The 13,200-nt window shown below is 55.4% G+C and carries 12 protein-coding genes and 3 tRNA genes; 10 read left to right on the top strand and 5 right to left on the bottom strand.

Going from position 1 to position 13,200, the window contains the following annotated elements; translation table 11 throughout:
- Position 1: 1 nt before the first annotated feature.
- The 8 genes from HVX64_RS14330 (at position 2) to ldtA (ending at position 6,712) form a co-directional block, all read left to right on the top strand.
- On the top strand, positions 2-283 hold the full coding sequence (locus HVX64_RS14330) for an energy-coupling factor ABC transporter substrate-binding protein (protein ID WP_043000254.1): 282 nt from the start codon (positions 2-4) through the stop codon (positions 281-283).
- Entirely contained in the window at positions 270-947 is a 678-nt protein-coding gene (locus tag HVX64_RS14325; protein ID WP_043000255.1) for an energy-coupling factor ABC transporter transmembrane protein, read from the top strand. Before HVX64_RS14330 ends, HVX64_RS14325 begins: the two co-directional genes overlap by 14 nt.
- A gap of 8 nt (positions 948-955) precedes the next feature.
- A complete protein-coding gene (locus HVX64_RS14320) occupies positions 956-1,771 on the top strand; it encodes an energy-coupling factor ABC transporter ATP-binding protein (protein ID WP_043000256.1) in 816 nt (271 codons plus the stop codon).
- The gene (locus tag HVX64_RS14315) at positions 1,768-3,288 is read left to right on the top strand and encodes a cobyric acid synthase (protein WP_044257576.1); all 1,521 of its coding nucleotides are present in this window, start codon (positions 1,768-1,770) and stop codon (positions 3,286-3,288) included. The genes HVX64_RS14320 and HVX64_RS14315 overlap by 4 nt, the downstream gene beginning before the upstream one ends.
- Positions 3,285-3,830: a bifunctional adenosylcobinamide kinase/adenosylcobinamide-phosphate guanylyltransferase gene (gene cobU, locus HVX64_RS14310; protein ID WP_043000258.1), complete on the top strand. Its 546-nt coding sequence runs from the start codon at positions 3,285-3,287 to the stop codon at positions 3,828-3,830. Before HVX64_RS14315 ends, cobU begins: the two co-directional genes overlap by 4 nt.
- Positions 3,827-4,570 carry an adenosylcobinamide-GDP ribazoletransferase gene (gene cobS / locus HVX64_RS14305; RefSeq protein ID WP_044257577.1) on the top strand — a complete coding sequence of 248 codons (744 nt, stop codon included), beginning with the start codon at positions 3,827-3,829 and terminating at the stop codon, positions 4,568-4,570. The genes cobU and cobS overlap by 4 nt, the downstream gene beginning before the upstream one ends.
- 25 nt (positions 4,571-4,595) lie before the next feature.
- Positions 4,596-5,660 carry a nicotinate-nucleotide--dimethylbenzimidazole phosphoribosyltransferase gene (gene cobT, locus HVX64_RS14300; RefSeq protein ID WP_043000260.1) on the top strand — a complete coding sequence of 355 codons (1,065 nt, stop codon included), beginning with the start codon at positions 4,596-4,598 and terminating at the stop codon, positions 5,658-5,660.
- Positions 5,661-5,779: 119 nt separating this feature from the next.
- Positions 5,780-6,712, top strand: coding sequence for a L,D-transpeptidase (gene ldtA / locus HVX64_RS14295; protein ID WP_090049505.1), 933 nt, complete (start codon positions 5,780-5,782; stop codon positions 6,710-6,712).
- Positions 6,713-6,772: 60 nt separating this feature from the next.
- On the opposite strand, the gene HVX64_RS14290 is transcribed toward ldtA, so the two are convergent.
- Together HVX64_RS14290 and HVX64_RS14285 are read right to left on the bottom strand one after the other, a co-directional pair.
- Positions 6,773-6,848 (bottom strand) — tRNA-Asn (locus HVX64_RS14290).
- A gap of 99 nt (positions 6,849-6,947) precedes the next feature.
- Positions 6,948-8,435, bottom strand: a complete 1,488-nt coding sequence (locus HVX64_RS14285; RefSeq protein WP_044257578.1) for an EmmdR/YeeO family multidrug/toxin efflux MATE transporter — start codon at positions 8,433-8,435, stop codon at positions 6,948-6,950.
- 160 nt (positions 8,436-8,595) lie between these two features.
- On the opposite strand from HVX64_RS14285, the gene HVX64_RS14280 reads away from it, so the two are divergent.
- A tRNA-Asn gene (locus tag HVX64_RS14280) sits at positions 8,596-8,671 on the top strand.
- A 54-nt stretch (positions 8,672-8,725) separates the two neighbouring features.
- Here HVX64_RS14280 and HVX64_RS14275 read toward each other — a convergent pair.
- The 3 genes from HVX64_RS14275 to HVX64_RS14265 all read right to left on the bottom strand — a co-directional run bounded on the left by HVX64_RS14275 (position 8,726) and on the right by HVX64_RS14265 (position 11,896).
- The gene (locus HVX64_RS14275) at positions 8,726-10,180 is read right to left on the bottom strand and encodes an AMP nucleosidase (RefSeq protein WP_044257579.1); all 1,455 of its coding nucleotides are present in this window, start codon (positions 10,178-10,180) and stop codon (positions 8,726-8,728) included.
- Positions 10,181-10,295: 115 nt separating this feature from the next.
- Complete coding sequence (gene shiA / locus HVX64_RS14270; RefSeq protein ID WP_044257580.1) at positions 10,296-11,612, bottom strand: shikimate transporter; 1,317 nt, start codon at positions 11,610-11,612, stop codon at positions 10,296-10,298.
- Between the two features lie 208 nt (positions 11,613-11,820).
- Positions 11,821-11,896, bottom strand: a tRNA-Asn gene (locus tag HVX64_RS14265).
- A gap of 327 nt (positions 11,897-12,223) precedes the next feature.
- Here HVX64_RS14265 and nac point away from each other — a divergent pair.
- Positions 12,224-13,141 carry a nitrogen assimilation transcriptional regulator NAC gene (gene nac / locus HVX64_RS14260; protein WP_044257581.1) on the top strand — a complete coding sequence of 306 codons (918 nt, stop codon included), beginning with the start codon at positions 12,224-12,226 and terminating at the stop codon, positions 13,139-13,141.
- Positions 13,142-13,200 lie beyond the last annotated feature (59 nt).

The following is a 13,200-nucleotide window of genomic DNA, read 5'->3' as shown; positions in this document are numbered from 1 at the left end:
CATGAAAAAGACGCTGATATTGTTAGCCATGGTGATTGCTTTGGTCGTGTTGCCGTTCTTTATCAATCACGGTGGTGAATACGGTGGCTCGGACGGTGAAGCGGAAAGCCAGATTCAGGTGGTTGCTCCGCATTATGAGCCGTGGTTCCAGCCGCTGTATGAACCGGCGAGCGGAGAAATTGAAAGCCTGTTGTTTACGTTGCAAGGCTCGCTTGGCGCGGCGGTGATTTTCTATATTCTGGGCTACACCAAAGGCAGACAACGCCGTGATGACCGGGCTTGATCGACTGAGCTATCAGAGCCGCTGGTTTCACGTCGCACCAGAGCGTAAGTTCCTGTTCTGGCTGCTGCTGATGACTCTGGCGTTTACCCTGCCCGCCTGGGGGCAGGGTATCGAGCTGGCGCTGATTGCCGGGCTGACCTGCTGGCTGCTGCGCATCTCCCTGCGCCGTTGGTGTCGCTGGATGGCGCTGCCGTTTGGTTTTCTGGTGGTGGGGGTGGTGACGATTCTGTTCAGCGTCAGCCGCGACCCACAAACGCTGTTGGTCAGTTTTCCGCTTGGCAGTTACTGGCTGGGGGTCACGGCGTCTGGGCTGCACACCGCGAACGAGACGTTCTGGCGGAGTCTGGCCGCGCTGGCCGCCACGTTCTGGCTGGTGCTTAACCTGCCGTTTCCGCAGCTGATTTTACTGCTCAAACGGGCACGGATACCGCGTCTGCTGACGGAACAGATCCTGCTGACCTGGCGCTTTATTTTTATTCTGTTAGATGAAGCGATGGCGATTCATCGCGCGCAGACGCTGCGTTTTGGCTATCGTAGTCTGCCGATTGGCTATCGCTCGCTGGCGATGCTGGTGGGCGTTTTGTTTACCCGGGTGCTGATTCGCTATCAGCAAATGGCGGCGACGTTAGATATCAAATTGTATCAGGGCGATTTTCACCTGTAAGGAAAAGCATGCTTGCCACCACCGAACTCTGGTTTCGTTATCAGGATGCGCAGGTACTTAAAGGGCTGACGCTGGATTTTTCACAGCATGCCGTCACCGGACTGGTGGGAGCCAACGGCTGTGGGAAATCCACCCTATTTATGAATCTGAGCGGATTACTGCGACCGCAACAGGGCGCGGTATTGTGGCAGGGAAAACCGCTGGACTACAGTAAGCGTGGCCTGCTGGCGCTGCGTCAGCAGGTCGCGACGGTGTTTCAGGATCCCGATCAGCAAATTTTCTACACCGATATCGACAGCGATATCGCCTTCAGCCTGCGCAATCTTGGCGTGGAGGAGGGAGAAATTGCCCGACGAGTCGACGAGGCGTTGACGCTGGTAGATGCGCAACATTTTCGCCAGCAGCCGATTCAGTGCTTAAGCCACGGACAAAAGAAGCGGGTGGCCATCGCCGGTGCGCTGGTGCTACGGGCAAAATACCTGTTACTGGATGAACCCACGGCGGGGCTTGATCCTTCAGGACGTAGCCAGATGATCGACATCATCAAACGGATTGTGGCGCAGGGAAATCACGTGGTGATCTCCAGCCATGATATTGATCTGATTTATGAAGTCAGCAATGCCGTCTACGTTTTACGTCATGGCGAAGTGCTGGCGCACGGTGAGCCGGGTGAGGTTTTTGCCCGTACAGAACTGATTGAAGAGGCCGGGTTAACGCAACCCTGGCTGGTGAAACTGCACGCAGAGCTAGGTATGCCGCTGTGCAAAACCGAAGATGAATTTTTCCGTTGTATGCGACAACGCGCAATCAAGGAGGCGTCATGACGCAGGCCATTATGTTGCAGGGAACGGCGTCTGACGTCGGCAAGAGTGTTCTGGTGGCGGGACTGTGCCGCATTTTTTATCAGGATGGTCGGCGGACCGCACCGTTTAAGTCGCAGAATATGGCGCTCAACTCCGGCATCACGCCGGAGGGGAAAGAGATGGGCCGCGCGCAGATTTTCCAGGCCGAAGCGGCGGGCATTGTGCCAGATGTCCGCATGAATCCGGTGCTGTTGAAACCGACCAGCGATCGCAAGGCGCAGGTGGTGCTGATGGGACAGGTGGCGACCGATATGGATGCGGTCAGCTATCACGAATACAAGCCGCGTCTGCGCGAGCAGATCCTCTCAGTTTACACCAGTCTGGCACAGGATTTTGACGTGCTGGTGCTTGAGGGGGCGGGCAGTCCGGCGGAAATTAATCTGCGTGACCGCGATATCGTCAATATGGGGATGGCCGAAATGGCGCAGTGTCCGGTGATCCTGGTGGCTGATATTGATCGCGGCGGGGTGTTCGCGTCGATCTACGGCACGCTCGCGCTGCTGCATGAGCACGAACGTGCTCGGGTGAAAGGGGTGATCATCAATAAGTTTCGCGGTGACGTGGCGCTGCTTTACTCCGGGATCGAACAGATTGAAAACCTGACCGGTGTGCCCGTACTGGGCGTAATGCCGTGGCTGGATGTCGATCTCGAAGATGAAGATGGCGTGGCGCTGCAAAAAGGGAAATACCTGCGCACCGAAAAACGCGACATCAACATTGCCGTGGTGCAGATCCCGCATATCTCCAATTTCACCGATTTTAACGCGCTGGCCGCGCAGCCCGATGTGCGCGTGCGCTATGTGCGTCATCCGCAAGAACTGGCGGACGTTGACCTGGTGATCCTGCCGGGCAGTAAAAATACGCTCGGCGATCTGGTGTGGCTACGTGAAAGCGGCATGGCCCACGCGGTTTTGCAGGCGCACCAACAAAACATCCCCATTGTCGGGATCTGTGGTGGCTACCAGATGTTGGGCGAGACCATTATCGATGAGGTCGAGTCAGGGCTGGGAACGCTACCGGGTCTGGGGCTGCTCGATACGGTAACGCATTTTGCCCAGCGGAAAACCACAACCCAGGTAACGGCGACGATGTCGTCGACACTGCCGGACTGGTTGTCTGCGGCGTCCGGGTTGCCAGTGCGCGGCTATGAAATTCACATGGGCGAAACGACGCTGAACGGCGATTGCCAGTCGGTGATGCAACTGCAGAAGCACGGCGAAAACGTCGCGGATGGTGCCGTCACCGCCGACGGACGAGCGTTTGGGACTTATCTGCATGGCTTGTTCGACAGTGATGATTTTACGCGAGCGCTGGTCAATGGCCTGCGCGTGCGTAAGGGGCTGACTCCCCTGGATCCCACCTTCCAATACGCGCAATATAAATCGCAGCAGTTTGATCTGCTGGCGGATGCGATGCGGCAACACATCGATATTGAGAAAATATATACCATCATGCAGCAACATCGGGAGTCAGTATGATGATTCTGGTCACTGGCGGCGCACGCAGCGGTAAGAGTCGTCATGCCGAAGCCCTGATCGCTGATTTCCCGCAGGTGCTGTACATCGCGACATCGCAGATTTTTGATGACGAAATGGCAGCGCGCATTCAGCATCATCGTGATGGACGTCCAGCGCACTGGCGTACCGCCGAGCGCTGGCAGCATCTTGATGCGCTGATCACTGCGGATAACGCGCCGGATGAAGCCATTCTACTGGAGTGCATCACCACCATGGTCACTAACCTGCTGTTTGCTTTGGGCGGCGACAGTGACCCCGATAGCTGGGATTACGCCGCGCTGGAAACGGCGATTGAGGCGGAGATCCAGACGCTGATCGCGGCCTGTCAGCGATGTCCGGCCAGGGTGGTGCTAGTGACCAACGAAGTCGGGATGGGGATCGTGCCGGAAAACCGTCTGGCGCGGCACTTTCGGGATATCGCCGGGCGTGTGAATCAGCGTCTGGCGGCAGCGGCGGATGAGGTCTGGCTGGTGGTATCTGGTATTGGAGTCAAAATTAAATGAGTAAGTTGTTCTGGGCAATGCTCTCTTTTATTACGCGTTTGCCCGTTCCGGGTCGCTGGTCGCAGGGACTGGAATTCGATCAGTATTCTCGCGGTATTGTGACTTTCCCGCTCATCGGTCTGCTACTCGGTGCGTTGAGTGGGCTGGTGTTTATGCTCTTTCAGCCCTGGTGCGGCGCACCACTGGCGGCGCTCTTTACCGTGTTAGCGCTGGCGCTGATGACCGGGGGCTTTCACCTCGACGGTCTGGCTGATACCTGCGATGGCGTTTTCTCCGCCCGCAGCCGCGAACGTATGCTGGAGATTATGCGCGACAGCCGACTGGGAACGCACGGCGGTCTGGCGCTCATTTTTGTCTTGCTGGCGAAAGTGCTGGTGATCAGTGAACTGTCGCTACGCGGCACTCCTGTGCTGGCCGCGCTGGCAGCCGCCTGTGCCGTTGGGCGTGGGACAGCCGTGTTGTTGATGTATCGCCACCGCTACGCCCGTGAAGAGGGATTAGGCAACGTGTTTATCGGTCATGTCACCGGGACGCAAACCTGTTTTACCCTTGGTCTGGCCGCGATTCTGGCGGCGGTTCTGTTGCCTGGAATGCAGGGGGTGGCGGCACTGGTCGTGACGATGGTGTCTGTCTTCCTGCTGGGACAACTGTTAAAACGGACGTTGGGTGGGCAAACCGGCGATACGCTGGGTGCGGCAATAGAACTTGGCGAGTTGATATTCCTGCTGGCTCTGCTGTGAGTCAGCCAACACAATGAGAACGCATATGCAAACGTTAACCTCTTTACTCCGCGAAATTCCGCCGCCAGACCGTGGCGCGATGACACGCGCGCAACAGCATATTGATGGCCTGCTTAAACCGCCCGGTAGTCTGGGTCGGCTGGAGGCGCTGGCGGTACAGCTGGCCGGTATGCCAGGTCTACACGGTGTACCGCGTGTCGGTGAAAAAGCGATACTGGTGATGTGCGCCGATCACGGTGTCTGGGATGAAGGGGTTGCCGTTTCGCCTAAAGTGGTGACCGCCATTCAGGCGGCAAATATGACGCGCGGCACGACGGGCGTTTGTGTGCTTGCCGCTCATGCCGGTGCAAAGGTTCATGTGATCGACGTGGGGATTGATGCTGAACTCATCCCCGGCGTAGTGAACATGCGCGTCGCACGTGGGTGTGGAAACATCGCCACTGGCCCTGCGATGAGCCGTACGCAGGCGGAAGAGCTACTGCTGGAAGTCATTCGCTACACACGCGAACAGGCGCAGCGCGGCGTGACGCTGTTTGGCGTTGGCGAGTTGGGGATGGCGAATACCACGCCTGCTGCGGCGATTGTTAGCGTCCTGACAGGCAGTGAGGCTGAAGCGGTGGTGGGAATTGGCGCTAACCTGCCGCTTTCCCGTGTAGGCAATAAAGTGGAGGTGGTTCGCCGGGCGATTGCCGTCAACCAGCCCAATCCGCATGATGGGGTGGATGTGCTGGCGAAAGTCGGTGGATTTGACCTGGTGGGCATGGCGGGAGTTATCCTGGGCGCCGCGTCCTGCGGTTTACCGGTGTTGCTGGATGGCTTCCTGTCCTATTCCGCTGCGCTGGCCGCCTGTCAGATTGCGCCGGAGATCAAACCGTATCTGATCCCATCACATTTCTCCGCCGAAAAGGGCGCACGGATTGCGCTGGAGCACCTGGAGCTTGAGCCTTATCTCAACATGGGAATGCGCCTGGGGGAGGGGAGCGGTGCTGCACTGGCGATGCCGATTGTGGAAGCGGCCTGCGCGATGTACAGCAACATGGGAGAACTGGCGGCCAGCAATATCGTGCTGCCGGATGGCAAAGAAGCGTAATAAGGTAACCTTGCCTGGCCGGTAAACCGCGCAGTTTGCTGGTCAGTGTGAGAGAAGAGGTTAATCGCCTTTAAAAACGCTATAATTTGCCCACATCTGCCGCGACTGAGGAAAGGGAAATGTTGCCTCGTGTAAAATTGTTTTGTTCATTATTTATGCTGCTTGCAAGCCAGAGCGCGCTGGCTGTCAGCTATCCACTGCCACCTGAAGGAAGTCGTCTGGTTGGAAATCCGCTGACGATTACCGTTCCCGACAAGAATACGCAACCGCTTGAAGCATTTGCCGCTCAGTATGGGCAGGGGCTGAGTAATATGCTGGAAGCGAATCCGGATGTGGATGTGTTCCTTCCGAAGTCGGGTTCAACGCTGATTGTGCCGCAGCAAATCATTCTGCCTGCTACCGTTCGTCAGGGCATTGTTGTGAACGTGGCGGAGATGCGTCTTTACTACTATCCAAACGGCAGCAACACGGTTGAGATTTTCCCGATTGGTATTGGCCAGGCAGGACGAGAAACGCCGCGTAACTGGGTGACGAGAGTCGAGCGTAAGCAAGAGGCGCCGAGCTGGACGCCGACGGCGAATACCCGCCGTGAATACGCAAGCAGAGGAGAAAGCCTGCCCGCCTTCGTTCCTGCGGGGCCGGATAACCCGATGGGGCTGTACGCCATCTATATCGGCAAGCTGTACGCTATTCATGGCACCAACGCAAATTTTGGCATTGGTCTGCGCGTGAGCCAGGGCTGCATTCGTTTACGCAATGATGATATCGAACATCTTTTCCAGAACGTGCCCGTCGGCACCCGCGTGCAGATTATCGATCAGCCGGTGAAAACCACGACGGAACCTGACGGTAGTCGCTGGATAGAAGTGCATGAACCACTGTCCCGCAACCGCGCGGAATATGAATCTGACAGAAAAGTCCCGCTGCCGATCACACCTGTGATGCGTAGCTTTATGAGCGCTGAGGGTGTGGATACGAACCGTGTCAGCGAAGCGCTCGAACGCCGTTCGGGGATGCCCGTCAACATCAGCCACGGACAAACTCGCATTTAATGACGCCGGGATGGTGTTCTGAAAAGCAAAAAGCCCGCTAAAAAGCGGGCTTCTTAAATTTGGCTCCTCTGACTGGACTCGAACCAGTGACATACGGATTAACAGTCCGCCGTTCTACCGACTGAACTACAGAGGAATCGTGTGAACGGGGCGCATATTAGCGACGCCCACTGCCGTTGTCAAAGCCTGAATGCACCATCGCGATCGTTTGTCGAAATATTCCTCATTTCGTTGTTTATTCAGACACAACGGGTGATTTTGTCAGCTTTTGATGTTCCGGGCGCGGGTATTTCCATAGCCAACGTCCGCTAACCATACGCCAGTAAAACAGCGCTGCACGTACCGCCCAGTCGAAGAACATTCCCATCCAGACCCCGACAACACCCCAGCCAAGTACAATCCCCAGCGTATAACCAGCAACCACTCGACAGCCCCACATTCCCAGCATCGATACCCACATGGCAAAACGTGCATCGCGCGCGCCTTTAAACCCTGAAGGTAAAACCCAGGATGCAGCCCAGATCGGCATAAACGCCGCGTTGAGCCAAATCAGGATGACAACCACGTCTTTTACCTCCTGATCGCGGGTGTAAAACGAGGCCATCAGCCCGGCAAACGGCGCGCTCAGCCAGGCAATCGCGGTCAGGCCAATCGTGGAAAGCCAGAACACGTGGCGCAATTGAATCTCCGCCTGGGCAATCTTTCCGTTTCCAAGACGTCTTCCGGTAATAATGGTGGATGCCGACCCCAGCGCGTTTCCTGGCAGGTTAATTAGCGCGGCAATGGAGAATGCGATGAAATTACCGGCAATGACGCTGGTGCCCATCCCGGCGACAAACATCTGCGTTAATAACTTGCCGCCGTTGAACAGTACCGATTCAATGCTGGCCGGGATACCAATCCCCATCACTTCCCAGATAATGGCGAAGTTCAGCGGTTTAAAATAACTTTTCAGCGGAATGCGCAGCGCCGGGTTAAAGCCAATCATCAGCACCCAGATAATGGCAACCGCGCCAATATAGCGCGAAATAGTCAGGCCCAGTCCTGCGCCGACAAAGCCGAGCCCTTGCCAGGAAAAAACTCCGTAAATCAGGATGCTACTGATAATGATATTAAGGATATTCATCCCACCATTTATCAGCAGCGGAATTTTCGTATTGCCCGCGCCGCGCAACGCGCCACTACCAATCAGAGCAATCGCTGCGGCAGGATAACTAAGGACCGTTAATTCCAGGTAAGTCAGCGCCAGCGCCTTCACTTCCGCTGTCGCTTCGCCTGCCACTACATTGATAATCTGCGCGCCAAAGTAATGAATCACCGCCGCCAGGATCACGGCAAACAGCGTCATAATCACCAGAGATTGTCGGGCCGCAGCACGGGCGCGTCGGCGGTCACGTTTACCGAGGCTAAAGGCCACCACCACCGTCGTCCCCAGATCGATAGCGGCAAAAAAAGCCATAATTACCATGTTGAAGCTGTCAGCGAGACCGACGCCCGCCATCGCTTCTTTACCCAACCAACTGACCAGAAACGTACTGAGTACGCCCATCAGCAAAACGCAGGTATTCTCCAGAAAAATAGGCACAGCAAGTGGGGTAATTTCGCGCCAGAAAAGTACCTTATAGCTCTTGCGTTTGGCATACCAGGGCGTGCGGGTGACGGCCTGACGTAGGGCAGCGGAGACGTTCAAAATGGACCTTAGAGAAGAAAGTTGAAACCTCATTTCAAATGATGAGGGAGAAACGGAAAAGCTGCAAAGTTTTTTGCCGATTAAATCTCCGCAATTGCAACAAATTGTTGAGAGAAGCGCCAATTAACCGTGCATGTCTGAAATGGGGTTTGACAAAAGATTTTTCGCCGCTAAGATAAGCCTCCACAACGATTCCTCTGTAGTTCAGTCGGTAGAACGGCGGACTGTTAATCCGTATGTCACTGGTTCGAGTCCAGTCAGAGGAGCCAAATTTAAGAAGCCCGCTTTTTAGCGGGCTTTTTGCTTTCTGCCTCTGGTTCTTCTTAACGGAATGGTGGCTCGTTGAAGGTGCGCAGTTTGCGGGAGTGCAGACGGTCGCCTTCAGCACGCAGCAGGTCAATGGCGCGAATACCAATCTGCAGGTGTTCGGAAATGGCCCCCTCGTAGAAACGGTTTGCCTGACCGGGCAGTTTGATCTCACCGTGCAGCGGTTTATCCGAAACGCACAACAAGGTGCCATAGGGCACTCGGAAACGGTAACCTTGTGCGGCGATGGTGGCGCTTTCCATATCAATTGCCACGGCGCGACTCAGGTTAAAACGTAGCGCAGAGGCGGAGTAACGCAATTCCCAGTTGCGATCGGAGGTGGTCACCACCGTTCCGGTACGCAGACGTTGTTTGACTTCTTCACCGGGCATGCCGCTGACCATCTTCGTTGCGTCATACAGGGCGCGCTGTACCTCTGCAATGCTAGGAATCGGGATATCCGGCGGCAGTACCGCATCCAGCACCTGATCATCTCGCAGATAGGCATGGGCAAGCACATAATCGCCAATCGCCTGGCTTTCACGCAGGCCGCCGCAGTGACCAATCATCAACCAGACATCAGGGCGCAGAACCGCCAGATGGTCGCAAATTGTTTTGGCGTTAGACGGGCCTACGCCAATATTTACCAGCGTGATCCCCTGACCGTCGGCAGTGATCAGATGCCAGGCGGGCATCTGGTGTTTCTTCCAGGCCAGATCGGAAATGGCTTCTTCGGGCGCTTCCGTTTCAGCGGTGATCCAGATGCCTCCGGCGCAGGAAAGCGCAATATATGGGCTGTCCGGATCGAGAATTTGACTGCATCCCCAGCGCACAAACTCATCCACATAGCGGGTGTAGTTGGTGAACAACACGAACGGCTGAAAATGTTCCACCGGCGTGCCGGTATAGTGACGTAACCGGGCGAGTGAGAAATCGACCCGTCGTGCGTCAAAGTGCGACAGGGGAGAATACTCGACGGGATGATAGATGCCATCTGCGGTTTCATCACCAATTTGCGCCAGTTCGGTGGTTGGGAAATGGCGGGTTAGCCCAGCGCTCATTGAGCGGTCAAGTGTGAGCTCAGAACCGTCAATCACGTACGGATAGGGGATCTCATGCTGTGATGGCTCGACGGTGATCTGCGCGTCGTAGTCCTGATACAACAGCGTGAGCTGTTCTTCCAGATAGGGGCGGAACAGTCCCGGACGAGTGATGGTCGTGGTATAGCAACCTGCATGAGTAAAACGCCCATAAGCACGGGTTTTCGGGGGATTGGTGGCATTGCCATCCCAGGTAACAGAAAGCGATGGATAAACAAAAAGACCTTTACTCCGGGCGGTGAGATCGGGAAGTTCCCCCGTTTCAATGTACGTGCCAATGGCACTGCGTAGCGCCTGAACCGACTGCTCGTAGAGTGCATCAAGTTTTTCCAGCGCTTGTGCAGGCGTCAGGCTGGAGCCCTTACTCTTCATCTGTGTCTCCTTGTTCTACAGGTGTACTGCTCACCCGATAGTATGTCACCGGAATGTGAAACAAAAGTCAGAGTTTTAGAGAAGAGGCGAGAGCCGAATGGCCCTCGCAGAGAACTCAGGCGTGTTGCTTATCTTTCATCAGCAATGCGGTGGCGGCCGAAATCAGGCAGCCTGCCAGCAGGTATATAGCCACGCTGTGCCAGTCGCCACCGGAGAAGGTAACCAGCGCCGCGGCGATGAAGGGGGTGAATCCGCCGCCCACCACGCTGGCAACCTGATAACCCACGCCAGCCCCACTGTAGCGATATCCTGCACCGAACATGCCGGTGAACATCGGTTGCTGCACACAGACCACCATGTCATGAGCAATGTTAGCAAGCATGATCGAGAAGAACACAATCCAGAAAATCGACTGTGATTCGAGAGCCATAAAGAACGGAAATGCGCTTAGCGTGCCAATCAACGCACCGGTAATATAGACGCGCCGACGGCCAAAGCGGTCTGCCAGCCAGGCAAAGCAGGGGATGGTCAGGCAGCTTAACCCACCGACCAACAGGCCGATATTCAGAAAGAGCTCACGCGGCAGGCCGAGGTTTTGCGTTGAGTAATTCAGGGCGAATGCGGTAACGATGTACATAGTCAGCAGTTCGCACAGACGGAGCGCAATAATCTTTAAAAAGGCACCCGGATGGCGTACGAGCGCTTCCATCACCGGCAGGCGCTTTTTCTCTTCAGGCGCCTGCTGTTTCTGCTGTTCAAATTCTGCTGACTCTTCCATCCCGTTTCGCACCCATAACGCACCAAGCACCAGGACGATGCTGAACAGGAACGGAATACGCCAGCCCCAGCTCAGGAACTGCTCGTCGGTCGTCAGATAACTGATCAATGACACAAGACCTGTGGAAAGCAGCAGACCGACGCCGTAGCCCACTTGTACACCACTGCTATAGAACGCTTTTTTGTTTTCTGGCGCGCTTTCTACGGAGAGTAATGCGGCACCGCCCCATTCACCGCCGACCGCAAATCCCTGAATCGCGCGCAGCAGTACTAACAGTACCGGCGCCCACCAACCAATAGCGGCGAATGAAGGAAGAATGCCAATCAATGCTGTGGCAATACCCATCATCCAGACGGTGAGCATCAGCATCCGCTTACGGCCTAAGCGATCGCCGAAGTGGCCGAAGATCACGCCGCCCAGCGGACGGAACAGGAAACCGACACCAAAGGTGGCAAATGCGGCAAGCGTACCCATTGCCGGGCTGACCTGCGGGAAAAACTCACGGTTAAAGACCAGTGCGGCGGTAATGCCATAAAGCAGAAAATCGTACCAGTCGACGACGGCACCGGCAAAGCTGCCCAGCGCGGCACGTCTGGCGCGATTAAGCGATGGGGTTTCCTCTACGGAGGGGGTGGAGATGAGGGTGGAATCCATAGTAATCCTGTCTGTACTGATTTTATTATTAGTATGGGAATAAGAGTCACACACATTGCGGCCAACCTATAAGTGGTTGTTATGAGACTACCGCGACAGACAGGAAGAGAAAACGATTTTTAATCCACAAAGGGCAGAACAGGAAAATGAAGCGGATATGGCGTCCGAAAAAGCAAAAAGCCCGCTAAAAAGCGGGCTCTTCAAAATTTGGCTCCTCTGACTGGACTCGAACCAGTGACATACGGATTAACAGTCCGCCGTTCTACCGACTGAACTACAGAGGAATCGTGTGAACGAGGCGCATATTAGCGACGACGATTGGGGTTGTCAAAGGGGGAAATGCGATTGTGCGTCTGTTTGCTGACAAAACCAGCAAAGCGGTGAACTTTCGGTCTCCGGTGGGCTTTGCCCCATTCTGGTGCGTGTCTACCCCGGATGGGGCAGATCGGAAACCGCTGACGAGAATCGATATTACCGATAACAATCATAAATGCTTATTTTACGGCGATTTAACACCAATTCCTCCTCTTATCCGAAACTGGCAAGCATCTTGCAATTCTCTCCTGACATCACTGCCAGCATGGGTTCTGGCATTCCGGACAGGAGGCAAAATGAACTTCAGACGATTGAAATATTTCGTGAAAATTGTCGATATTGGTAGCCTGACACAGGCCGCTGAAGTATTGCATATCGCACAGCCCGCGCTGAGTCAGCAGGTTGCCACTCTTGAAGGCGAGCTCAATCAGCAATTGCTCATTCGCACTAAACGAGGGGTGACGCCGACTGAAGCGGGAAAAATCCTCTACACCCATGCGCGGACGATCCTTCGTCAGTGTGAACAGGCGCAGTTAGCTGTCTGTAATGTTGGGCAAACCTTAACGGGACAGGTGTCGATCGGTCTTGCACCGGGCACTGCTGCGTCGTCGGTCACCATGCCGCTGCTACAGGCGGTGCGCGCAGAACTGCCCGAGGTACTGGTGTATCTGCATGAAAACAGTGGGGCCGTACTGAACGATAAATTATTGAGTGGTCACCTGGATATGGCGGTGCTCTACGAGCGTTCTCCGCAGGCAGGCATTACCAGCCAACCTCTGCTCAAAGAAGACCTCTTCCTTGTTGGTACCCGCGATTGCCCGGGGCAGAGCATAGACCTTACCGCTGTTGCACAGATGAATCTTTTTCTCCCTCGTGACTACAGCGCAGTCCGGTTGCGGGTTGATGAAGCCTTCTCACTGCGGCGTTTAACGGCGAAAGTCATCGGCGAGATTGAGTCGATAGCCACGCTGACCGCCGCGATTGCCAGCGGCATGGGCGTGACGGTGCTACCGGAATCCGCCGCGCGTTCTCTGTGTGGTGCGGCAAATGGCTGGATGGCACGCATTACTTCGCCGTCGATGAATCTGTCGCTGTCGCTGAATATGTCAGCAAGAGGGAGTTTGTCACCGCAAGCACAGGCGGTGAAAGAGATCCTGATGTCGCTGGTGAGCAGTCCGGCACTGGATAACCGCGAGTTGCAGTTGGTCAGCTAAACGTTATTCCATGACGGAATAAGATGCAGGTTTTTATTATTTGTTATGCCGGACATCTG

Origin of the sequence: Citrobacter sp. RHB20-C16 (assembly GCF_013890155.1) — a bacterium.
Taxonomy (GTDB): domain Bacteria; phylum Pseudomonadota; class Gammaproteobacteria; order Enterobacterales; family Enterobacteriaceae; genus Citrobacter_A; species Citrobacter_A amalonaticus.
The sequence above is the reverse complement of the archived record's forward strand: the minus strand, read 5'-3'. Positions and strand labels throughout refer to the sequence as shown.